Consider the following 22530-nt stretch of genomic DNA (forward strand, 5'->3'; position numbering starts at 1 on the left):
AATCATGTCCCCCTTCGTCGTTTTAATTGCCATCGCGCGCCAACCCACCGCAACGCCATCACGCCAATCAGAAACAGACCCCAGACAGCCGTAGACAGATGCTGGTTGGCACCGATCAGGTTCAGACCTGATGAAAGAGCCTGCAGAATAATCAGGGCCAGAACCACTGGCAGCACGCGCCCGAACCCTCCGAACGGATCGATCCCGCCCAGAAAACACGCCAGAACAGTTACCAAAAGCAACGCCTCACCATGGCCGACACGGACTGAATTGAAGCGCGCTGCCATCAGGATGCCCGCCACAGCGCAGATCATGCCTGAAATGGCATAAATCAACACAAGGGTACGACGTGTCGGCAGCCCGGAATACTCAGACGCCTGAATGTTCGAACCGATCATGTAGACCGAGAACCCGTGCCGCGTGCGTTTGAGCATGATGTGCCAAACGAGCGCGGCCAACAGGAAGATGATCATCGGAACCGGAATGCCCAGAAAACTGCCGTGACCCAGTACATTCATATATTCCGGGAAACCCGAAATATCGCCGCCGCGCGTCAGAAATTCACCCAGACCACGCAGGAAAATCATCATGGCCAGCGAAACCAGAATGGGGTGCGCGCCCACATAAGCCACCACGACCCCCATAACAGCACCAGAAGCAGCCCCAGCCAGCAAGGCAAGCGCTGCTCCAAGAACGAAAGCCCCTGGCCCCGCTTCGGCCCCTCCGAACGCGATGAGAACCCACGCCAATGCGAGCCCCGAGATGTTGGCCTGAAAGATGATCGCAAGGTTCAATCCGCCAGACAGGATCGGCACAAGCATAGCCAATGTCAGCAAACCCAATACCGGCATCTGAAAAGCCATCGAGCGTAAATTAGCGCCCGTCAAAAACAACGGTGTCGCTAGGGAAAACGCCAGAAAGACCAAGCCGAGAAAGACAAGCAATGGTAAGGTTTCGGCCCCAAGTGCCGCATGTATCCGTTCGCGCAGGTTCATCCCGTTTCTGCCTTTGCAACACTAGTGGCAGCACGCGGACGCCACCCAAAACTCAGGTTCGATGACGAAATCGCCAACAGGATGGCAGCGCCGATAATCATCTGGAACGCAAAGGGAGAGATCCCCAGAAGGTTCAGACCGTTTTGCGTGATCGCGACAAACATAACCCCCAGAATGCATCCAAAGACGGTGCCACGACCGCCGCCTAATCGGGCGCCGCCAAGCACAACCGCGGCCAACACGTCCAACTCTCGACCGTAAAGCGCATTTGGCACCACCTCTTGCGCAATGTTTACCTGCATCAACCCACCGATCCCGGCCATCATTCCGCACCATCCAAAGGCCACGATCTGCATTTGCCAGATATTCACACCCGCACGCCGAGCGCCCTCGGGATTATCGCCAAAAGCATAAAGCTGGCGACCAAGCGTAGTCAGGCGAATGAGACCCCAAGTCGCGACCACACAGACAATCATGACAGCAACCGAGAGATTCAGTTCTGACCAGGTCCCGTCCGCCGCCTGCCTTTCGAAGATGAAGATGCGGTCGGTCCACCAATCCGGCAGGTTGTAGATGTTTCGGCCTTTGGTGAAGAACATCAGCAATCCAAAGAACGCATTGAACGTGGCGATGGTGATAACGATGGAAATCACCCGAAATCCGTGGATCAAAAGCGCGTTGACCAGCCCGAGACCGATCCCGAGCAGAGCTGCAACGAAAAAACCAATCGCCCAATTGCCGCCGCCAATGCTCATGAAAACCTGAGCTGCCACGTATTGAACAACCGAAGCAGCCACCGCAAAGGAAATATCGATCCCGCCAGCAATAAGGACAACCAGCAAGCCGACCGCCCAGATCAGATTGACTGCGTTATTGTTCAACAGCGACGTGACATTTCCCATTGTCAGGAATGTGTCGGTGCCAAACGACAAACCGAAGATCATCAAAAGCAGGACGACGCTGAGGCGCGCTTCGACGGGGTGTGTTCGAAAGTGGTCACGCATAAATACGTGCCTCTAGTTCAGACACGCTGGTGGTGCGTGGATCGTATTCGCCCACAATCTGCCCATCCGCCATGTGAAGAACACGATCCGAATTGAACATCGCTTCGGTCACTTCGTCCGAGATCAGAAGGATCGCCAGTCCCTCATCAGCCAACTGACGCACGATCTTAAATATGCCGGCCCGCGCCCCGACATCCACACCGACAGTCGGACTGTCCAGGATCAAAAGCCGTGGTTCGGTTGCCAGCCATTTTGCCAAAACAACTCTTTGCTGGTTGCCTCCTGATAATGTCGAGACAGCATCTTCCGGCCTTCCAATTTTCACGGCAAGTTCTCTGATCCAGTGCCCCACAAGGTCGGATTGGCGTTTGGGAGACAACAAGCCAAGGCCATTGAGAATGCGGTCAAGCACAGAAATAGCGGTATTGTCCGCAATGGATTGCGGCTGGATAAGTCCTAAAGACAGGCGGTCTTCGGACACATAGGCAACACCGCGTGCGATGGCCTCGCGAATTGAGGCAAAGCGGACCGGAGTACCCTCCAACCGGATTTCGCCCACATCCAACGGGTTCATTCCAATCAGTGCGTGGGCAAGTTCTGTTCGGCCAGCTCCGATCAAGCCGGTAAGGCCAAGCACCTCTCCGCGTCGGATGGTCAGGGAGACATTCTGGAATTCGCCTTGTCTGCTTACCCCTTCAACTTCCAGCACGGGTTCCGCCTGTGCGCGGTCCTGCGCATTGACTGTGTGCTCCAACAACGCCCCGGTCATCAGTTCACCAAGACGGGATTGTGTCATGTTTTCCGTAGAATACACGCCGACAAGCTTACCGTCGCGCAGAACTGTGACACGCTCAGAAATGTCGATAACTTCGGCCAGACGGTGACTGACAAAGACAACAGCGATCCCTTGTGAGGATAGCGTGCGTACCACCTCTAGCAATGCATCTGTTTCGGTTTGGGTCAGCGAAGCTGTCGGTTCATCCATGAACACCAGCCGGGCTTCACCCATCAATGCACGGGCAATGGCAACGATCTGGCGTTGCGCGATCGGTAGGTCTCCCAGACGGGTATCAAGGTTCAATGGTACATGCAATCGATCAAGAACCGATTGGACATGGCGTCTGTAGTGGCTTCCAAAAGTCAGGCGCGGTATCAGCCCGACCATCTCATCAAAAGCGATGTTTTCCGCCACTGTCATATGCGGAAACAGCGCAAGATCCTGCCATATGACGGCAATCCCCAACGCCCGCGCTTTTGTTGGAGAAATCGTAGTGAAACTGTGGCCGAACAATTCCAATTCAGCACCGGGATCAGCTGTATAAACCCCTGTAACGATCTTGATCAGCGTTGACTTTCCGCAGCCGTTTTCTCCGGCAAGGCAATGCACCTCGCCCGGCCGCACTTCGAAATCGACGGATTTCAGCGCTTTTACCCCGCCGAAGGTTTTCGAGACGTTTCGCAGCCTCAACGCCGGGGCCGTATCAGGATCAGTTTTCATTGTGTTCTATGCCTTAGTGGAGACCCACGTGTCGCAGGTCTCCAAACCGTCGAAACACGACCTCAGAGACCTTTCGCAGCCAACTCGTCGACTGTGCTTTTGTTGATCTCCAATAGGTTGTCCGTGATGATGTTGCGGGTCGCTTCATCCGGGCTAACAACACCCAAACCTTCAATCTCGGTGCCTTCGGTGATTTCCTCTCCATTCACAAGCATATCACCCAAGGTGACAAAAACACGGCCCGCTTCGGCTGGATTCCACATAAACCCGCCGGATATGACATCATCTTTCAACAGTTTCTGACCCTGACCCGGCGAGAACGGACCAAGCACATGGACTTTGCCACCCAGACGACGTTCTTCAATCGCGCGCCCCGCTCCAATCGGACCTTGGCTTCCAAAAGCAAGGAACCCGCGCAGATCTGGGTTGGCTGCGATCAGATCAAGTGCGGTGGAACGGCTGTCATCGACACTTTCTGCTACGCCATAGCGATCACCAACCGGCTGCAACTTGTCAGAACAGTTTTCGGCCAGCCAGGCGATACCTGCATCCGCCCACGCGTTGTGTAGTGGTACGGTCAGTGACCCGACATAAACAGCGTAGGTGCCCGGCTCTTCGGTTTTCTCGCACAGCAATTTGGCATGTGCCTCTCCAAACCCATCTGCCGAGGCCAGCTCGAAATTCCAGTCCACATTGTTAAGGCCCGGACCTTCATGTGCAATCACCTTGATCCCGGCATCCATGGCCTTTTGCAACACAGGTTCGAGCGCGGCTTCATCATTCGGCACCACCCCGATCACATCAACGCCCTTTGCGATCAGATCTTCGATTGCACGGACCTGAAGGGCTGGGTCGGCAGAAGTCGGACCAATCATTTCGGCACTGACACCCAACTCACCGGCGCGCTCTTTGATGCCTTCTTCCATCGCGTTGAACCAGGGAATCCCTCCGATCTTTACTACGATTCCCATCGTGGTCTCGGCAGCAGCCGAAGTCGCCGTAAGGGCAAGTGTGCAGACAGAAGCTGCGAGTATCATTTTTGTCTTCATAACTTCCTCCCTAATTGGCCAGCGCCAAACAGCAGCACCCGGCCTATAAATAATTGCACCATCGGTTGTTCTTTGTTGCGCAATCGATGGTGCATAAGCTATATTGAAACCGCTAATTTTGTCAAAGGGATATATTTTTGTCGAAAACCGATACAAATAAGCAGGTCACGATCTACGATATCGCGGACCGCGCAGGCACTTCGGCAAGCACGGTCGGGGCAGTACTAAACGGATCCTGGCGCAACCGACGCATCAGCGAAGAGCGTGCAAACACCATCCGAAAACTGGCAAGCGAGATGGGGTATGCACCAAATATGCAGGCGCGTGCGCTGCGCAGTGTCAGATCAAGCATGATCGGTATGATCATCCCAATGTATGACAACCGCTATTTCGGAGCCATCGCAGAGCGCTTTGAAACAGCGTCGCGCGCCAGGGGCCTGCTACCGATGACATCGTGCACGCATCGCGAACCTGAACTGGAATTGGCCACCGTCAGGCAAATGCTGTCCTACAACGTGGATCACATTGTGTGCACCGGCGCATCCGATCCCGATGGTATTGCCGAGATTTGCCGTGCGCAGAACGTGCCAACGATCAACCTTGATCTGCCGGGAACTGCTGCACCTTCCATAATATCCGACAATTACAGCGGCGCATATAAGCTGACCGAGGCATTGATCGAGCGCGCTGATGCGAAAGGGCTCAACTGGCAAGATGAGTTTCTGTTCGTTGGGGGACGTCCGACTGACCACAACACAAGTGAACGGATACGTGGCTTTAAAGACGCGTTCACACGTGCTGGTGCGCGTCCGATAGAAGAGAACATCCTGGCTTGCGGCTATGCAGCGTCGAAATCCAAAGCTGCATTTTCGGCAAAAGTGAAAGCTTCGGGCCGCATGCCGACGGCTATGTTCGTAAACTCTACGATTTCATTGGAAGGTGTCTTCGAGTGGTTGGCACAGAATGACAGAGCCGCGCTGGACACAATTCTATTTGGAAGTTTCGACTGGGATCCATTTGCGCAATATATGGCACAAAACCTGTTCTCGGTTCGCCAGGATGTCACCGCCATGGTGGACACCATGTTCCAGGTTATCGACAACGCAGCGCCATACGGTTCCGACGTGATCCACATACAACCGATTGTAATATCTGAAAGTACATAAACGAGCCGGAACCCCGCCCTTTGCTTCCGCAGCTCACTTGAGAAAGTGACGTGATCGGCCTTCGCATTGCACTTTGTTCGCCTTTCGTATGTTTCAAAATTTATGTCCGTGAACTTTTGTCGTTCAATAAACACGATGCGCAATTCCGCAACCTAGGCTTAGAACACATTGAGTTCTGCCTCGTCGAAGCGTCCACCCGCCAACGAAACGAACAAACTAGCGCACCCTAACGGTCTGTATCAGCCTTTCCCTCAGCGTCTGAAACGCAGCATAGAGTACGGGGATCATCAGCAGGCCCAATGTGCTATCCACCACCATGCCAAATAGCACCGGGTAACCGATGGACACGCGCGCCTCTGCACCGGCACCGCTTGACAATACCAACGGCAGAACTCCGACGATGAAACACAGACCCGTCATCGTCACAGGACGAAACCGGATTTCGGCAGCTTTGATCGCCGCCTCGTGAATATTGGTGCCGGAACGCCTTTCCTGATTGGCGAACTCAACAACCATGATGGCCTTTTTGGCCGCCAGGCCGATGAGCAACACCATCCCAATCTGCGCGAATATGTTGCTTGTCAAAAACGGAAACAGCGCCAATGGAATAAGCGCGCCCAGCAATGCAAAGACGGCCGACGTGATGATCGACAAGGGCAATATCCAGCTTTCATACAGAACCACCAGAAACAAGTAGGCCAGTATCAAGGCAGACAACATGATAAATGGCACCATGCCATGAGATTCTACTTCTTGCTGCGTCACACCAGACCACTCGATCCCAAAGCCGTCCGGTAGTGTTTTGCTTGCAATCTCCTGAATTGCTTTGATGCCCGCACCTGAACTGACCCCTTCGGCCAATTGCGCGCTGACAGACGCCGCAGTGAACAGGTTGTACCGGGGGATCGTGTCTGGCGCGAGTACCGGTTCACTGCTCAGAAAATTTCGCAAGGGCAGCGACTCGCCCGAACTGTTTTTGACATAGATGTTGTCCACATCCTCCAGTGTTTGACGGAATGGCGCATCAGCTGAAAGGACGACCCAATAGACCCGATCGGACACGATAAAGTTGTCGACAAAAAACGAGCTGAGATTGGCTTGTAGCGCCGTGAATATGTCAGACACGCTTACGCCAAGTGTCTCGGCCCGGTCCCGATCCACTGACAGATGATACTGTGGTGTCTGACCCGAAAAACTACCATGTGCGCGGGTAAATTCGGGTGCGGCATTCAACGCGGTCACAAATGCGTTCATCACCGCATCCAGTTGCACACCGTCCCCTTTTTCATACTCCAAAAGCTCGACCGAAATTCCGCCCGCCGATCCTAGCCCGTGGATTGTTGGGAACGGAAACACATAGCTTTCCGCCTCTGGCAGGGTGGCCAGCTGTTGGTCCAGGTCTCGCATAATCGCATCCCAGTGCAGATCCGGGCTGGTGCGTTCGTCCCACGGCTTAAGAGTAACAATCGCCATACCGACATTCGACCGGCCACCTGCCAGCATGCTCGCCCCGGACACCGTGGTGACAGTGTCCACTCCGGGCGCTTTTTCGATCACCGTACCGGCCTTGGCCATAAAGGCCTGTGTACGCTGTAGCGAGGCGCCATCAGGAAGCGTCATGGCCGAGAGCAGAACACCATTGTCCTCTTGCGGGATAAGGCCGGTTGGCACCGTTCTGAACAGATAAATTGTCGCCCCGATACAGGCGGCGAAGAAAAGCAGTGACACCGCGATGTATCTTAACATCCACGACACCAAACGCATGTACTGCCGCCTACCCCATGAAACCGCCAACGGCACAAAACGCAATGGACCAATCGGTTGCATACCTGATTTCAGGACCATCGCGCACAGCACCGGGGCCAGGGTCAGTGCATTCACCGCCGACAGCACAAAAGCAAAGATAATTGTCGCCGCAAACTGGTAATAGATCGTTCCGGTCAAGCCGGGGAAAAAACAGACCGGTGTAAAGACTGCCGCCAGCACAAAAGTGGTTGCAATGATCGGGCGATTGACTTGTGACATCGCCTTAAGCGTAGCCTCGCGCGGTTCAAGCCTTTCTTCGGTCATGATCCGTTCTGCGTTCTCGATGATGATTATCGCGTCATCGACCACAAGTGTGATGGCGAGGACCAAGGCAAACAACGTGATCATGTTTGCACTGAATCCAATCGCATAAATCAGTGCGATTGCGCCCAGCAGAGAGACAGGAATCGCAATTGCGGGAACAATGGTCGCCCGGATACTGGCCAAAAAGAGAAACGTGACCGCGATCACCAATCCTGCGGTCAGCGCCAGAGTTTTAAGAATATCTTCGATTGAAACACGCACGGCGTCAGTGACGTCATAGGTGATCTCATACGAGACTCCTTCGGGAAACTTTTTTGACAGTTCACCCATCAGGTTGTGGACGCTGTCTGAAATCTCAAGCGCGTTGGCGGTACTCTCCTGATGCACCGCAATGGCCGCTGTGTCCTTGCCATTGAGTTGCGAAGAGCCGCTATAGGTGGCCGAACCGAGCTCGATCCGCGCTAAGTCCTCCAGTCGGGTTATCGACCCGTCATCGCCAGTGGAAATGATGATCCGGCCGAACTCTTCCGCGCTTCGCAACAGGCCCTCTGCACGCAGTTTAAACTGGAAATCCGTGCGCGCATCGCCAAATGGCGGAGCGCCAACCTGACCAGCTGCTGCGACAACATTTTGGTTTTTAATCGCATCGGCGATCTCTGACGCGGTGACGTTCAGCGCGGCCATACGAACCGGGTTGATCCAGATCCGCATACTGTATTCCAGTTGACCGAACTGCGTGACCCCACCCACACCTTGCAGACGCTGTAAGGGATCATGCAGGAAATCGGCCGCATAATTACTCAGATACAGCTCATCACGCGAACCGTCCGGCGAGGTCAGGTTGATCACAAGGATCATGTTGCCGGATTGTTTGGTGACCTCGATGCCTTGTTGCTGAACAACGGACGGCAGTTCTGCGCTTGCCAGCGCGATGCGGTTTTGCACCTCGACCGCAGCAACATTGGGATCTGTTCCCAACTGGAACGAAACACTCAGAACATAGCTGCCATCGTTCGAGCTTTTGGACTTCATGTACAACATGCCATCGATTCCGTTCACACGTTCCTCGATGGGAGTGGCCACGGATTCCTGTATCACCTGCGCATCCGCGCCGGGGTACTTTGCAGACACATAGATCTGCGGTGGCGTAATGTTCGGATATTCCGAAATAGGCAAAAGACGCACACAAACCGCGCCGAAGAGAACCATCAAAATCGCGATGACTGCAGCAAAATGCGGGCGATTGATGAAATAGTGAGAGACCAAGCCAAGCCCTAACTCTGACTATCGACCGGTTTCACGAGAAGGCCGTCATGAATTTTCTGCAACCCCTGCACGACCACGCGATCTCCGTCCTTCAGGCCGGATTTTACCTGGGTTCTGGTTGCCGTCTGAGTGCCAATTTCGATGTCAATACGATGAACCGTGTCTTTGCTATCGACAGAGAACACGAAGTAGCCTTGCTTATCGAATTGAACCGCATTGCGCGGCACGGTCAACACCCTGGAGTCGTCCGGCCCGCTGAGCGTGACGTTGACAAACTGCCCGGGAATAAGAAACCCATCGGGATTTGAGAATGTGGCCCTCAACTCAATAGTATCGGTGTCCTGACTGACACTGTCGCCCACATACGTCACCTTGCCTTCTGTCTCGTAGGCCTGACCGTCGGCCAAAGTGATCCGCGTCGCAAGCTTGATACCTTGGGGGGAGATTGATCCATTGCGGCGTTCGCGCAGCAATACAGGCTCACTGACAAAAAAGCTAACCAGAATGGGGTCAACACTTGTGACGGTCGCCAAAACGCCGCTGTCGGTATTGACGATATTCCCTGCATCAATCGCCGACAAACCGATCCGCCCGTCCAAAGGGCTGATGATGTCCGTAAGGTCCAGCGCGATCTGTGCGATCTTCAAATTGGCCTGCGCCTCATCCACCGAAGCCTGACCCTCGTCATAGGCCGCCTTGGCCGTGTCCAGAACGGACTGGGGAACATCGCCTTTCTCAAAAAGCTTCTGCTGCCGGTCGAGTTCCGTCTTGGCGCTGAGCGCAGAAGCCTGGGCACTTTTCAAAGCAGCCTGCGCGCCTTCAACACTGGCCGCATATTTCCTTTTCTCAATGCGGAACAGAACGTCGCCCTTTGTAACGGCCCCCCCTTCGATAAAGTTGACCTCAAGCAGAACGCCTTCCACCCTGGCCTGAAGGTCGACACTCTGATCAGCAACCACACGACCCACGAAGTTATCCTGCTTCTGCAGCTCCTCCAGTTTTGCGGAAGCTACCACCACGCTGGGCGCCGGTGGGTCAGATTGCGCAGCTGCGGGACCCACCAATCCAAGGGCGATCAGAACACTAAGTAACTGGGCTGTTTTTTTCATCCGATGCTCGCTTTTCCGCAAGTACATGGCTGCCAGTATACTATTTATGGCTGAAGGCGGCACTGCAACGGAATTCTGGTTTGGCTGAATTGCCGAACCGGAATATGTCACGTGCTTCAGAATACTGAACCGGTGGCAGCAGAAACAAATATCGATCGCATGTCTTTGACAGATGGCCGGGATCCTTTCAGGTATCCCTGCAACAGGAACCGAAAGGCTCCGTCCAGACGCATATATAGTCGCTCTTGTTCTGTCCGATCCACTGCCAAAGGTGCCATCATCCCGATTAAAAGCACTTCGATTTCTGTCACAACGGGCTCAAAAGTGTCGTCAAACATGGCTTGATTGCGGATGTCGTACCAAAGCCTGTGCAGTTCGGCCTCTTGCTGGATCGTCTCGGCGAGAGCATGGCAAAACGCTTTCATCGCCTTGTCCGGCGCCTCGATCCCTTCAACGGCCGAGGTCATCAACTCCACAAAGTGGAGCTTGTATTGACGGACACAGAAAACAAGCAATTCGTCTTTGTCTTCAAAATAGTAGTGCAGGCTACCCAGCGACATATCTGAATGCGCGGCGATGTCGCGCAGTGTGGTGCGCGCATAGCCATAGATTTTCAGCGCGTTGATCGCGCTTTCGGCAATCTCGCGTTTTTTCGCATCGCGTTTGCGGAGCTTATGGGTTTTGCGGTCCGCAAGCTTGTTTATCGGTTCTACTTTATTCATCCCAAACCACCTTGGCCGTTCCGTGGCATAGGCCCACCCGCTGGGGTGGACCAATCCGTTTATGCGCGGATCAGATCCGAGGCTTTTTCACCAATCATCACACAGGGCGCTTGGGTATTGCCGTTTGTGATTTTCGGCATGATCGAGGCGTCGGCAACACGCAGGCCGGAAATCCCGTGCACGTTCAGTTCGGCATCAACAACTGCCATTTCATCCGAGCCCATCTTGCAGGTGCCCACCGGGTGATAGATCGTCTGTGCATTACCTCGGATCCAGGCACGTATGTCGTCGTCCGATTGCACTGCAGCCCCAGGAAAGCGCTCTGCGCCGCGGAATTCATCCATTTCAGGTGACATCAATATCTTACGAGCGATCTTCACACCTTCGACCATTACATCGAGGTCTTTCTCGTCTGCAAATGCGTTTGGATTGATGTTGGGTTTGTCTGCCGGATCGCTGGAAGCCAATGTCAGTTCGCCGACAGAGCGGGTTCCCACAACCCCCGGAAGCAATGTGAAACCTTCAGATCCATCGCTGGGGTTTCCAGCACCATCTGAAATGAACCAAGTGGGCGCGAAGTGGAATTGAAGGTCCGGTACAGGGGCATCATCCATAACCGTCAAGTAGCCGCCGGCTTCACCGATGTTCGAGGTCAAAAGACCCATACCCTTCTCCATCAGCAAAGCGCCTTGAGCTTCGTCTGTCGCATGGGCCAGTGTCACCGGCTGAGTACACTCGTAAGCCACTGGTGCCATGTAATGATCCTGCAGGTTCTTACCGACACCAGGCAGGTCATGCACAACGTTTATGCCGATCGCTTCTAACTCGGCCTTGGGGCCAATACCGGACAGAAGCAAGATTTGCGGTGACCCATAGGCACCTGCCGAAAGGATCACTTCTGAACCAGCTTTTGCTTCAAGTATCTCATCACCAGCTTTGAAACGTACGCCCGTACAGCGATCATCTTCGATGATCAGGTTCTGAACATGCGCTTCGGCCTGGATCACGATGTTGTCGCGCTCCAGCGCTGGGTGCAGAAACGCACCTGCAGTCGAATTGCGGAAACCACCTTGCTGGGTCACCTGATACAGACCAAACCCTTCCTGTTCCGTGCCCACATTGAAATCTGTACGCTCAGCATACCCCGCTTCGAGTGCCGCTTTTACCATCGCCTGGCTCAGTACATTCGGATCGCGCTGGTCCGCTACGTTCCAGGGGCCGCCAACGCCGTGGTTTTCGTCTGCGCCACGTTCATTGTTTTCTGATCTTTTGAAGATCGGAAGAAGATCTGCATAACTCCAGCCCGGATTGTCCTTGCCCCAATCATCAAAACAGGCAGGGTTGCCCCGTTTATAGATCATCGCATTGATAGAAGTGGATCCGCCAAAAACCTTGCCGCGCGGGCTGTAATAGACCTTCCCGTCTGAATGTTCCTGCGGGACCGTGGTGTAGCCCCAATCAAGATCGCTGAGGAACAGATTGGGGAAAGCTGCCGGAATATGGATGAACTGGTTTTCATCCGCAGGACCGGCCTCTAACACCAAAACAGTTTTGTCTGAATCTTCGGAAAGTCGCGCCGCCAATGCGCATCCAGCCGCCCCTGCTCCGATCACAATGTAGTCGTAGATTTCTGCGGATTGTGCCCTGGCATAACGCGCCCCCAAAGCCAATGGCGCAGTGACCGCCACACCCAAAGCGGCGCTCTGACGCATAAACGCGCGGCGCGAAAGGTTCCCTGCACTGAAGGATTTTTGCAGTTTTTCAAGCTTTTCTTGCTTCACGATTTCCTCCCAAAATCTCAGCGTCACGGCTTCGAATCCGGGTGACGCGCAAAAAGTGAAACACATTTTCTGGACATCTCTACAGTTTTTTAGTTCAAAATTGACAAGGTGCCATCTGCTTGCGCTGCAGTTTCCTGTGTCTGTTGGAATGATCGAACGAAACTTTTGTGGACCTGCCTTGATCGCCTGGTTTGGACCTTCAGCGGATACATCGCCCAGAACCTTAGAGGTCCGAAACAGAACTGACGGGCTGCCCGTACGCAGACCGTTTTCTACTGCGCGTGTTCAAGAACTGTTCTAATTTCTTGACGTTTTCCACGTATCTCGCAGTCCTAAAACCAGCAGGTTCAATATTTCCGCAAAAAAGAAAACCAATATGATATAGAGAGATACGAATATGATTTCTTGCAGTGCAATTTAACGACGCAACCGGGCAATCTTGATTTGGGAGGTCAAAAATGCTTCGTACGTTTGGATGTTCTATCTCGCTTTTACTGGCATCAACGACGGTCTTTGCCGACGCCGTTCCCAGCAAAGAAGCGGCGGAAGGATTATTTTCAGATCAACCGTATTCCCCATATGCCGAGCGCTCTTTTCCCGAACGCCCGTTATGGGGCGACACGCATCTTCACACTGGGCTTTCGCTGGATGCAGGAGCTTTCGGAAACACTCTGCTGCCGGATGAAGCGTGGCGTTTCGCAAAAGGCGAGCAGGTCATTTCTTCGACGGGGCAACCGGTAAGGCTGGCCCGTCCGCTGGATTGGATGGTGCTGACGGATCATACCGACCTGATGGGTTTTGCGCCGGATCTTCAGGCGGGCAAGCCAGGCGTATTGGCTGATCCAAAGGGATTGGAATGGTACGAGGGCTACAAGGCAGGGGGTGAAGAGGCTGGAAAAACCGCCTTCGACATCATCACCAACTTCTCGCAAATGACATTGCCCGAGGTTCTGTTAGAATCTTACAGCCCCGGTGCCGACGCATTTGCTTTCACTTGGGAACACATTGTCCTGGCCGCCGAGAAACACAACGATCCCGGCAACTTTACGGCTTTCATCGGGTTCGAGTGGACATCGGTGCCCAAGGGTTTCAACCTGCACCGGAACGTCATGCTGCGCGATGGGCCAATCCGAGCCTTGCAAATGGTACCGCCAGTCACGCAGCCGCCTTATGGTGATACGGATCCAAAATCCCTTTACGCATGGCTGGAAGAGTATCAGGAAAAGACAGGGGGCCGCGCTGTTGCTTTTGCACATAACGGCAATCTGTCAAATGGATGGATGTTCCCAACCGAAGACACGTATCACGGCGGTAAGGTCGACGAGGAATACGTGGCAGCCCGCGCGAAATGGGAACCCCATTATGAGGTCACTCAAATCAAGGGCGACGGCGAAGCACACCCCTTCCTGAGCCCCGACGACGAATTTGCGGATTACGAGAACTGGGATGTCGGTAATCTGGACATTACCGAGCTAAAGACTGACGACATGCTGGCTGGCGAATACGCCCGAGAGGCCTTGAAACGTGGTTTGATGCTGGAAGAAAAGTTCGGCGTGAACCCCTACAAGTTCGGAATGGGTGGCGCGACGGACAGCCATACCTCTTTGGCCACAGCTGAAGAGGATAACTTCTTTGGGAAATCGGTGAGTGTCGAGCCTTCGGCCTCGCGCATCCAACATCCATTTATTGCCAATGATCTAGGAGAGATTCCCGGAGACCTGCTTGTTGCTTCCGGATACACCGCAGTATGGGCTACAGATAACACGCGCGCTGCGATCTTTGATGCATTCAAACGGCGTGAAACCTATGCGACCACTGGGCCACGTATTGGCCTGCGATTCTTTGGCGGGTGGGGCTTCGATCAAGCGGATGTTGAAACCCGTTTCCTCGCGAATGTTGGCTACACCAAAGGTGTTCCAATGGGGTCAGACCTTCGCCCTCGCGAGGGTGATGGTGCGCCTTCTTTCCTGATTGCCGCTCTGCGCGACCCGGTTGGTGCAAACCTTGATCGCGTGCAGGTGGTCAAAGGGTGGCTGGATTCAGAAGGAGCCATGCAAGAAAAGGTTTACGACGTTGCATGGTCGGACAACCGAGTTGCCGATGACAACGGTAAGATCCCTGCGGTTGGAAATACGGTCGATGTGGAAACTGCCAGTTGGACAAACACTATCGGCACCGCCGAACTTGTGACTGTTTGGACTGACCCCGACTTTGATCCGAGTGAGAGGGCGTTTTTTTACGTTCGCGCCATCGAAATCCCGACCCCGCGCTGGGTGCTTTACGATAAGCTGCGATTTGGCGCTGAGCTTCCGGAAGACGCAGTGCTTACGCATCAGGAACGCGCCTATTCATCTCCGATTTGGTACACGCCGGCGGAATGATCAGGTCAACACATGAAATTGGATACCGGGGCGGTTACTACGGCCTCGGCTCCTCCTCCAAATCTCTAAGACCTGCAGAACGCTAATCATCCCCTGCGTAGTGTTAGCTCTTAAGAGCTACAGACGTTTTAACCACGTGCGTACCGGATGCCCGTTTCGGTTGCAGTGTTTGTTCTTCCGGTCTTCCACTATACGGTTTCAGAGAGACGCACACGGTATTGATGCATATGCAAGTAATGCGGCAGCATGCGATAATGGATGCGCTGCACGCGTCGTGGCGTGTTGCTGAGATCGACATACTTGCGCTTCTGCGGGACCAGCCCGGTGGATTGCGCCAGATTGGCATGAAACTTGCCGCCTTCGCACCAGCTGTGCTCGGAAGGATCTCCACCAGCTTCCCAGCTCAGCGCTTCTTTGATGAAGGGAATATCAACCGCCTCACAAAACGCACGTGTGACGTCGCCCGGGTTTTCCAGCAGATCATCGCTGTCGATGACAAATGGCCGTTTGCCATGTATTGCGGACAGCAGGTCGAACAGCGCGCGCTGCTCGGGAAAACCAATCTCAAGCTCGTCGAAATCGGGCCATTTGTCATACATCGACGTGATCGTTTTGGCCGGATCACGGATCAGGAAGGCGTGGGCGAAATGCGACAGAAACTCTTCATCCCACATATGGCTGATGTAGTTCGGGAAATCCTTGATGAAGACCGGGCCTTTTTCGGCACGGGCTTTGATGTCTTCCCAAACACTTTCCAGCGAAAGACCGGGCCGGGTCTCGCCTCCTTCGGGAAAACGCGGCCACATCGGGTTTTCCCCGTGATACCAGGCCTCACCAAAAGGTTCATGCAGGCAATCCAGATCGCCGCGTTGTTTCATCATGTGTTCGAACGCGGTTGAGGTGGACCGGGGGATGGCCCAGAGCGCGATGATCTTATGCATGGATCACGTCTCCAAAGTCGCCATCAACTGACCGTGGTAAGATGTTGGAGCAAGGCCCAAGGTCTTGAAAAGGCGCCAGTAGAGCGCCGTGTCGTGACCAATGACCGGTTTCCCCAGCCGTTTTTCAAGCTCGGCCGTATGGTGCACCGGGCGGCGGGCTACTCCGTCCGAGGGGCGGCGATAGTTCGACATGCCGTTGATCAGGTAGGCATCCACATTCGGGGCCTGCTCGGCGGTGTAGTCGAAGCTCTTCCAGATCAGCTCTTCATCAAAGCACCAGACGCACTCATCGACCTCTTCCTGCGTGGCAAACCAGCCCTGATCGAAGAAATTCCCGGCCCAGACCACGTCGAACCCGGCCTCTTTCAGGAACCCGACCGTGCCCATGTACCAGGAATTGGTGTGATAGCAGGCGTTCAGCGCCACCTTCTCGGCACGATCTCGCGCAGCGCCTCGACCATGGCGTAGCCCGCCATGTGGAAGGGCGTTTCGTATTTGTCGCTGAGCATCTCGCAATGCTGGCGGATGCCTTCAACACCCAAACCGCTGGCATGCACCCAATTCGAACCGACCTGCCCGCACACATCGGCATTGTTGATCGCCATGCACTCGACGAACTCCTCAAGCAGGCCAAAGTTCTTTTTCCGCTGATCCAGACCGTGCTGATAGCCTGGAACATGCAGCATACGCCCATGTACGCCGACAGTATCGGGCGCCATACGCAGGAAATCCGACGGGGCAGCGCAATAGTCGAAAGGCGGGCAGGTGAACCCCACCTGATAGGGAAACAGTTTACGCTCTGGGTTTTCCCACCGTTCAGGTTTGGTGAAAGTGTTCATGTGTCATCTATCCTGTGCGAGGCAGCTCCGCTTGTGCATCCTGAAACAATGCGCAGCCGCAAATCTATTGCTTTTTCGGCAAGAACTCTTGCCAATTCTGGAAAGAGTTCCGCTGCATTTTGCAGGTTCAAACCGGATGTCAGGCAGGGGCGTTTACCGTTTCGTCTGCCTTTAGCCGGTGCTTATAAAGATGCTCGTAATGCGGCAGCGCTTGCGCATAGATCTCTTTGATGTGATCCGGTTGATCTTCAACCGAGCCATAGGTCCGTGGCATGGGCTTGAGCCCGCTGGACGCGCTCAGGCTGTCATGCCAGGACCCGTTATCATACCAACCCACTTCGGGCCGCGCGCCGGGTTCCCACGACAAGGCCTCGGGCACGAAGTCCAGACCGACGGCTTTGCACCAGGCCGATACGATACCTTCGGGGTTTTCCAGCAGATCGTCGCTGTCGATCACGGGCGGCGCTTTGCCGTCGCGTTCGGCAATCCGGTCAAAGAGTTTGCGATGTTCCTCGAACCCATACTCGGCCACGACCCAATCCGGGCCGCGCTTGAATATGGACGGGATGGACTTTGAAGGGTCACGGATCAGGAAACTGTGGGTCATCGGGGCGAGAAATTCATCGCTGATATCAGGGGCCAGAAAATGCGGCATGTCCTTGGAAAAGACCGGCTTGTTCCGTGCGGCCTGCAGCATCCGATCATGCACCTTCTGCGTCGTCAGGCCCGGCACGCGTTCGCTGTCTGCGGTCAGGCGCGGCCACGCGGCATCGTCGCCCTTGTACCAGGCTTCGCCGAAGGGTTCGTGGAAACAGGCCATATCGCCCCGCATCCGCATCATCCATTCAAAAGCGGTTGATGTTGTACGGGGCGTGGACCACAGCAGTACAATTTTGTTCATCGCGTTCTCCCTGTTTACCGGTGCATCCATCCTCGCGCGAAGCCGGAAGAATGTTCAGGGCAACGCTGAAGCAGACCGCCGCACAAATCCATTGCTTTTGCTGCCGCGAGGATTATCAATTTGGACATGAGTACGATGCGACGTGTCCCCTCGATGAGCCCGCTCATCGCCTTTGAAGCGGTTGCACGGCTGGGCAGCGTCACGTTGGCAGCGGAAGAGCTGAACACATCGCAATCCGCGATCAGCCGGCACATACGCAATCTTGAGGAACGGTTTTCGCTGGAACTGTTCCAGCGTGACGGTCGCGGGATTGCACTGACGGCGGCCGGCAAAAGCTATCACGCGGCGGTGTCATCGGCCCTGACCAGCCTGCAATCGGCCGAGCATCGACTGACGCAGGCGCAGCGCTCGCTGACCATCGCCTGTTCGTATTCCGTCAGCCATCTGATCATCATGCCCCATTACAACCAACTGCGCCGCCGTGTGGGTGAGAATGTCACAATCAATGTGCTGACGTCGAATTACGAAAGCCAGAGCATGGTCAACGAACCCAATGCCGACGTTGCCATCGGATACAAGTTCAACGGGCCGGGCGGGAAATTGCAAAAAATCCTGCACGAAAGTGTCATCCCCGTCGCCTCGCCCGAGTATATCTTACAGCACAAAGACATCCTCGAAGGACCGATCGAGGGATCGAGCCAACTCCGCTTTCTTGACCTTCCGCAGGGCACGCTCGGTTGGGCAACGTGGAGCGATTGGTTCAGCAATCACAACATCACACCCAACATTGCGCCGGCCGACACGTTCAGCAATTTTGTCTACCTGCTCGAGGCCGCCTCTTCCGGCGCGGGGATCGCGCTCGGATGGCAAGGATTCATTGAGCGCTACATAAAGATCGGCTCTATCCAGACCATCGGCGACCAATGGTATTCCACAAACAACTGCCTGTGGGGGCGGTGTACCCAGCAAGGCCAGAACAAAAGATCCGCCCAGGATTGCCTCGCCTTTCTAACCGAACTTTTCGAAAACGCACCAGTGCGCCAAAACTAAACCAAGCAGCAAAGCATCAGGCCCCATCTTCATGCCGCGGAAGAGTCGGAGCGGTCTGCTCCAGCGACAGTTCCGCATCAGAAAAAACCCAAGGCCCCCGAACACCAGGAACACCTTCAGGGCAAATCTGCATACCGCGAGACTGAATTTGCGGATCCTCAAAAGCCTCTCGGATCGAATTGATCGGACCTGCAGGCACCGTCGCGGCCTCAAGCGCCTGCAGAAGTTCGGCCTTTGCCCATTTGTGCGTCTCAGTCTCAAGCTGTTGGGTCAACACCGCTCGGTTTTCCACGCGCAGCGGATTGGTGGTAAATTTGGGATCAGCGCTGAGATGGTCGAGGCCCAGAACCCCGCAAAGCCTTTGAAACTGGCCATCATTGCCCACTGCCAGGATGAAGTGCCCATCCGCCGCAGGGAGCACCTGATAAGGTGAGATATTGGGATGATCATTGCCCCGGCGTTGCGGGCTTTCCCCGGTGGCCAGATAGTTCATGCCCTGATTGGCCAGCAACGCGACGGCACAATCCAGAAGGGACATGTCGATGTGCTGACCCTTGTCGGTGCGGTGGCGTTGCTCAACAGCAGCCAGAATTCCGATAGTACCGTAGAGGCCAGTCAGGATATCCGTCACCGCCACACCCACCTTTTGAGGCTGACCAGCTGGATCGCCTGTTATGGACATAAGACCTGACATTCCCTGAAGAAGAAAATCATACCCTGCGCGTTGTGCGTAAGGTCCATCTTGCCCGAACCCCGTGACCGAGCAATAGATGAGCCGAGGGTTCAGATCTTTGACCTGATCGTAAGACAACCCATATTTGGACAGCCCGCCAACCTTGAAATTCTCGATTAAAATATCCGCATCCGCGATCAGCGCTCGCACCTGTTGCTGCCCTTCCGGGGTTCGGAAATCGCAGGTGATGCAGTCTTTTCCACGATTTGCAGAATAGTAGTACGCTGCGGTCTTATCCCCATCTCGCTCGATGAAGGGCGGGCCCCATTTTCGGGTGTCGTCGCCATCGGGGCTTTCGACCTTGATGACCTCGGCACCCAAATCGGCCAAGGCTTGTCCCGCCCATGGTCCAGCCAAAATGCGGGCGAGTTCTACGACTTTCAATCCATCCAATGGGGCCATCGGTTCTTCTCACTAACTAGGTGCGGCAAGACACATCCCTGCCCATGCACACGGATTCATGACCTATACCAATACCGCCGCACGTATCCTGCGCCACAGTTTTTTGCCCGCAGGGCCGGAACCTGATCCGGTCGTGTGAAATCAATGCTCGGCAATTGCTGCGACAGCGGCGCGGATTGCATTCTGCCTTTGTTCAAAATCCTCATCGGTTAGCGCAAGGTGGGGGTAAAACTTGTCCGCGACTCTGAATATTCCCTGCTCACGCAGAGCGGCTTCGAATAAGACCGGTATCCAACGATTTGATGGGAGATTTCCGCCGCTTCCAACGAACCAGAAAGCACCCCCATCAGTCTTTTGCCATTGGCATAAAGCCGTTCATAGGTTCCATCCCGGCGCAGTGTTTCCATCGTGTTGCGACCGGCCACAGCGGCCAATGGGTTGCCGCAAAGGGTCCCAACCATCATCAACCACTTGTCTGGTCCCACGATGATTTTGTCGAAGTGGTCCATAAAATCCTCACGCCGTACAAGCGCCGCCAGCGGGAAACCACCACCGACGACCTTGCCAAGCGTGCACAGGTCGGGCGTGACACCGTAATTTTCCTGAGCACCGCCATAGGAAAGGCGGAAACCGGTCACCACCTCGTCAAATAACAAAACGGTTCCATACGTGTCGCACTGGTCGCGCAGCAGCTGTAAAACCCAGGCTGGGGTGGGATGAAGCGTTGCAGGGGCTCGACTATAATCGGCGCGATCTCGTCACCCTGTTCTTTCAGAAGGCTGACCAAAAACTCGGGATCGTATACGGGGCCACCGGCATCTGAGCACGCACAGCTTCGGGGATACCCGCGCTGTCGGGCATTGCTTGTGGGAAGTTGATCAGCTTTTCCGGGCAAGGCTCATCTGCCCCTCGGCGGACATTCCGCGATAGGCGTCTTCGAACTTCAGGATTTTGTCGCGACCGGTTTAGGCGCGGGCCAGCCGCATCGCTTACATATCGGCTTCGCCACCTGACGTGAGAAAGCGAACCTGCTCAACGCAGGGCAGCGCGTTGCAGATATCTTCGGCCAACTCGACCGCCGCTGTATTGTTGGCGAAGAAAGTCATCCCTTTGGGCAGTTGCTCCAGCACAGCTTCCAGCACTTCTGGGTGCCCATGCCCCAGAAGCACTGGGCCTGAACCGACCAGATAATCGACATACTCACGCCCATCCTGATCCCAGATGCGGCTGCCGCGCCCTTCTTTTACAAAACCGCTGTGGTCGTAGTTTCCCAACCCACCGGCGGGCATCACCATTTGCGCGCGAGCAACCCAATCGGTCATAACTTACATACCGTTTCTCTCTTTGTTTAAAAGTCGGTCGACCAGCAGGCACCCGCCTCCGCCAACCCCCGCCCAGTTTGCCGACCAAAAGAGATTGCGTATCCATTGCGTAAGAAGATCGGTGTGAACTCCAAATCCGTGACCTGAGCAATGCGCATCTCTGTTACTCCATCTTGACCACGATGTTGCCGGTATGAGCCTTGGCAATGAAGGCTTCTTGTGCCTTGTGCAGATCCCGTAGCGGATAGGACGCGGCCAGCAAGGGCCGCAGCGCCCCGGTAGAGATCAACTGAACAGCGCGCGAGAACAGACCCGGCGGCGTGATCGTGGCCCCGGTCATCTGGATGTCCTTATAAAACAGCTGGCGCAAATCAAACTCGACCATCGGCCCGGCAATGGCCCCGGATGTGGAATAGCGCCCACGTTGCCTCAGCGCGTTGATCAGCGGCATGAACATTGCCCCGCCCACCACATCCAGTGCCACATCGACCGGGCCGCCCGCCGCGTCGCGGATGCGGGTCTCAAGATCAGCCTCGTTTCGGTCAATGACTGCAGAACAGCCCAAATCCAGCAGGTCTTGCGCCTTGGTCGCTGAGGCAATCCCGATTACCCGCGCCCCGCGCGCCAGACAGAGTTGGATCGCCGTTGTGCCGACCCCGCCCGATGCGCCCGAGATCACCACCCACTCGCCCGGCTGCGGTGCCGCGCGCCAGACCAGATGTTCGGCAGTTGTCAGCACGGTGGGGAAAGTCGCCAGCTCAGCGTCAGACAGATCGCTGGTCACCGGAATGGCGTTTTCAGCACGCACCTTGGTATAATCGGCAAAGCCGCCATCACATTCCGAGCCATAGTACCACGTGTTTTCTGGCAGGTGCCAATCCCCATGGCCGTGCAGCCAGGGGTCAATCAGAACCCGCTGACCAACGCGGGATGGGTCCACGCCCGCGCCCACAGCTGCAATGCGCCCAGCCACATCCGCGCCCTGAATGCGCGGGAAGGTCAGTGGCGCGTTGGACCAACTGCCGGTATCCTCATCTGCGCTGTCAAAGCCGCCCTTGCCGCCGTCTTCAGTGATGCCATCGGTCACGGTTTTGGAATACCATGCCGTCCGCGTATTAATATCAGTGTTGTTCAACCCGCAGGCCCCCACCTTGATCACCACCTCACCCGGACCGGGTTGCGGGGTTGGCCAATCCTCATGGTATTCCAGCTTGTCCAACCCGCCATGGCCGACCAGCACAACCGCGCGCATTTTCTCGGGAACAGTGCTCATCTTCAGGGTCCTTGTTGCAGAAGCAAAA

Annotated in this window: 19 protein-coding genes; 3 read left to right on the top strand and 16 right to left on the bottom strand. The window is 55.1% G+C overall.

The features are described from left to right. Positions 1 to 2: 2 nt before the first annotated feature. The 4 genes from ACXADZ_RS19640 to ACXADZ_RS19655 form a co-directional block, all read right to left on the bottom strand. A complete protein-coding gene (locus ACXADZ_RS19640; protein WP_171187363.1) occupies positions 3 to 995 on the bottom strand; it encodes an ABC transporter permease in 993 nt (330 codons plus the stop codon). After that, positions 992 to 1999: an ABC transporter permease gene (locus tag ACXADZ_RS19645; RefSeq protein WP_171095523.1), complete on the bottom strand. Its 1008-nt coding sequence runs from the start codon at positions 1997 to 1999 to the stop codon at positions 992 to 994. Before ACXADZ_RS19645 ends, ACXADZ_RS19640 begins: the two co-directional genes overlap by 4 nt. Continuing rightward, on the bottom strand, positions 1992 to 3497 hold the full coding sequence (locus ACXADZ_RS19650) for a sugar ABC transporter ATP-binding protein (protein ID WP_475199123.1): 1506 nt from the start codon (positions 3495 to 3497) through the stop codon (positions 1992 to 1994). The genes ACXADZ_RS19645 and ACXADZ_RS19650 overlap by 8 nt, the downstream gene beginning before the upstream one ends. Before the next feature lie 62 nt (positions 3498 to 3559). Next, on the bottom strand, positions 3560 to 4546 hold the full coding sequence (locus ACXADZ_RS19655; RefSeq protein WP_171187358.1) for a substrate-binding domain-containing protein: 987 nt from the start codon (positions 4544 to 4546) through the stop codon (positions 3560 to 3562). Between the two features lie 137 nt (positions 4547 to 4683). On the opposite strand from ACXADZ_RS19655, the gene ACXADZ_RS19660 reads away from it, so the two are divergent. Further along, positions 4684 to 5712, top strand: coding sequence for a substrate-binding domain-containing protein (locus ACXADZ_RS19660; RefSeq protein WP_475199127.1), 1029 nt, complete (start codon positions 4684 to 4686; stop codon positions 5710 to 5712). A 216-nt stretch (positions 5713 to 5928) separates the two neighbouring features. Here the strand turns inward: ACXADZ_RS19660 and ACXADZ_RS19665 are convergent, their stop codons facing one another. The 4 genes from ACXADZ_RS19665 to ACXADZ_RS19680 all read right to left on the bottom strand — a co-directional run bounded on the left by ACXADZ_RS19665 (position 5929) and on the right by ACXADZ_RS19680 (position 12660). Continuing rightward, positions 5929 to 9048, bottom strand: coding sequence for an efflux RND transporter permease subunit (locus ACXADZ_RS19665; protein ID WP_475199130.1), 3120 nt, complete (start codon positions 9046 to 9048; stop codon positions 5929 to 5931). 8 nt (positions 9049 to 9056) lie between these two features. Beyond that, a complete protein-coding gene (locus tag ACXADZ_RS19670; protein ID WP_171187352.1) occupies positions 9057 to 10157 on the bottom strand; it encodes an efflux RND transporter periplasmic adaptor subunit in 1101 nt (366 codons plus the stop codon). Positions 10158 to 10273: 116 nt separating this feature from the next. Further along, a complete protein-coding gene (locus tag ACXADZ_RS19675; protein WP_475199131.1) occupies positions 10274 to 10879 on the bottom strand; it encodes a TetR/AcrR family transcriptional regulator in 606 nt (201 codons plus the stop codon). A gap of 59 nt (positions 10880 to 10938) precedes the next feature. Continuing rightward, positions 10939 to 12660: a GMC family oxidoreductase gene (locus ACXADZ_RS19680; RefSeq protein ID WP_475199133.1), complete on the bottom strand. Its 1722-nt coding sequence runs from the start codon at positions 12658 to 12660 to the stop codon at positions 10939 to 10941. A gap of 458 nt (positions 12661 to 13118) precedes the next feature. Here ACXADZ_RS19680 and ACXADZ_RS19685 point away from each other — a divergent pair, with 458 nt between their 5' ends. Then, positions 13119 to 15041 (top strand): DUF3604 domain-containing protein, encoded by a 1923-nt coding sequence (locus ACXADZ_RS19685; protein ID WP_475199136.1) that lies wholly within the window; start codon positions 13119 to 13121, stop codon positions 15039 to 15041. Between the two features lie 188 nt (positions 15042 to 15229). Here the strand turns inward: ACXADZ_RS19685 and ACXADZ_RS19690 are convergent, their stop codons facing one another. The 4 genes from ACXADZ_RS19690 to ACXADZ_RS19705 form a co-directional block, all read right to left on the bottom strand. Continuing rightward, positions 15230 to 15982 (bottom strand): sulfotransferase-like domain-containing protein, encoded by a 753-nt coding sequence (locus tag ACXADZ_RS19690; protein WP_475199140.1) that lies wholly within the window; start codon positions 15980 to 15982, stop codon positions 15230 to 15232. A 3-nt stretch (positions 15983 to 15985) separates the two neighbouring features. After that, complete coding sequence (locus ACXADZ_RS19695) at positions 15986 to 16408, bottom strand: hypothetical protein (RefSeq protein WP_475199144.1); 423 nt, start codon at positions 16406 to 16408, stop codon at positions 15986 to 15988. Further along, positions 16399 to 16821, bottom strand: a complete 423-nt coding sequence (locus ACXADZ_RS19700; protein ID WP_475199146.1) for a hypothetical protein — start codon at positions 16819 to 16821, stop codon at positions 16399 to 16401. Before ACXADZ_RS19700 ends, ACXADZ_RS19695 begins: the two co-directional genes overlap by 10 nt. 139 nt (positions 16822 to 16960) lie before the next feature. Then, a complete protein-coding gene (locus tag ACXADZ_RS19705; protein WP_475199148.1) occupies positions 16961 to 17722 on the bottom strand; it encodes a sulfotransferase-like domain-containing protein in 762 nt (253 codons plus the stop codon). Positions 17723 to 17857: 135 nt separating this feature from the next. Here ACXADZ_RS19705 and ACXADZ_RS19710 point away from each other — a divergent pair, with 135 nt between their 5' ends. Beyond that, positions 17858 to 18772, top strand: coding sequence for a LysR family transcriptional regulator (locus tag ACXADZ_RS19710; protein ID WP_475199149.1), 915 nt, complete (start codon positions 17858 to 17860; stop codon positions 18770 to 18772). A 16-nt stretch (positions 18773 to 18788) separates the two neighbouring features. On the opposite strand, the gene ACXADZ_RS19715 is transcribed toward ACXADZ_RS19710, so the two are convergent. The 4 genes from ACXADZ_RS19715 to ACXADZ_RS19730 all read right to left on the bottom strand — a co-directional run bounded on the left by ACXADZ_RS19715 (position 18789) and on the right by ACXADZ_RS19730 (position 22502). Continuing rightward, a complete protein-coding gene (locus ACXADZ_RS19715; RefSeq protein ID WP_475199153.1) occupies positions 18789 to 19907 on the bottom strand; it encodes a CaiB/BaiF CoA transferase family protein in 1119 nt (372 codons plus the stop codon). A 209-nt stretch (positions 19908 to 20116) separates the two neighbouring features. Further along, complete coding sequence (locus ACXADZ_RS19720) at positions 20117 to 20563, bottom strand: aminotransferase class III-fold pyridoxal phosphate-dependent enzyme (RefSeq protein ID WP_475199155.1); 447 nt, start codon at positions 20561 to 20563, stop codon at positions 20117 to 20119. Positions 20564 to 20896: 333 nt separating this feature from the next. Beyond that, positions 20897 to 21229, bottom strand: a complete 333-nt coding sequence (locus ACXADZ_RS19725; RefSeq protein ID WP_475199157.1) for an aminotransferase class III-fold pyridoxal phosphate-dependent enzyme — start codon at positions 21227 to 21229, stop codon at positions 20897 to 20899. A gap of 163 nt (positions 21230 to 21392) precedes the next feature. Continuing rightward, a complete protein-coding gene (locus ACXADZ_RS19730) occupies positions 21393 to 22502 on the bottom strand; it encodes an alcohol dehydrogenase family protein (RefSeq protein ID WP_475199158.1) in 1110 nt (369 codons plus the stop codon). Between the last annotated feature and the right edge of the window lie 28 nt (positions 22503 to 22530).

This window comes from Ruegeria sp. ABM4_193 (genome assembly GCF_056158705.1).

Excerpts from the sequence above, each read along its gene's own strand:
- ACXADZ_RS19725 (WP_475199157.1), bottom strand. The coding sequence starts at position 21,229 with ATGACCGATTGGGTTGCTCGCGCGCAAATGGTGATGCCCGCCGGTGGG.
- ACXADZ_RS19675 (WP_475199131.1), bottom strand. The coding sequence starts at position 10,879 with ATGAATAAAGTAGAACCGATAAACAAGCTTGCGGACCGCAAAACCCAT.
- ACXADZ_RS19710 (WP_475199149.1), top strand. The coding sequence starts at position 17,858 with ATGCGACGTGTCCCCTCGATGAGCCCGCTCATCGCCTTTGAAGCGGTT.
- ACXADZ_RS19690 (WP_475199140.1), bottom strand. The coding sequence starts at position 15,982 with ATGCATAAGATCATCGCGCTCTGGGCCATCCCCCGGTCCACCTCAACC.
- ACXADZ_RS19730 (WP_475199158.1), bottom strand. The coding sequence starts at position 22,502 with ATGAGCACTGTTCCCGAGAAAATGCGCGCGGTTGTGCTGGTCGGCCAT.
- ACXADZ_RS19715 (WP_475199153.1), bottom strand. The coding sequence starts at position 19,907 with ATGGCCCCATTGGATGGATTGAAAGTCGTAGAACTCGCCCGCATTTTG.
- ACXADZ_RS19685 (WP_475199136.1), top strand. The coding sequence starts at position 13,119 with ATGCTTCGTACGTTTGGATGTTCTATCTCGCTTTTACTGGCATCAACG.
- ACXADZ_RS19655 (WP_171187358.1), bottom strand. The coding sequence starts at position 4,546 with ATGAAGACAAAAATGATACTCGCAGCTTCTGTCTGCACACTTGCCCTT.
- ACXADZ_RS19645 (WP_171095523.1), bottom strand. The coding sequence starts at position 1,999 with ATGCGTGACCACTTTCGAACACACCCCGTCGAAGCGCGCCTCAGCGTC.
- ACXADZ_RS19670 (WP_171187352.1), bottom strand. The coding sequence starts at position 10,157 with ATGAAAAAAACAGCCCAGTTACTTAGTGTTCTGATCGCCCTTGGATTG.
- ACXADZ_RS19705 (WP_475199148.1), bottom strand. The coding sequence starts at position 17,722 with ATGAACAAAATTGTACTGCTGTGGTCCACGCCCCGTACAACATCAACC.
- ACXADZ_RS19650 (WP_475199123.1), bottom strand. The coding sequence starts at position 3,497 with ATGAAAACTGATCCTGATACGGCCCCGGCGTTGAGGCTGCGAAACGTC.
- ACXADZ_RS19640 (WP_171187363.1), bottom strand. The coding sequence starts at position 995 with ATGAACCTGCGCGAACGGATACATGCGGCACTTGGGGCCGAAACCTTA.
- ACXADZ_RS19700 (WP_475199146.1), bottom strand. The coding sequence starts at position 16,821 with ATGAACACTTTCACCAAACCTGAACGGTGGGAAAACCCAGAGCGTAAA.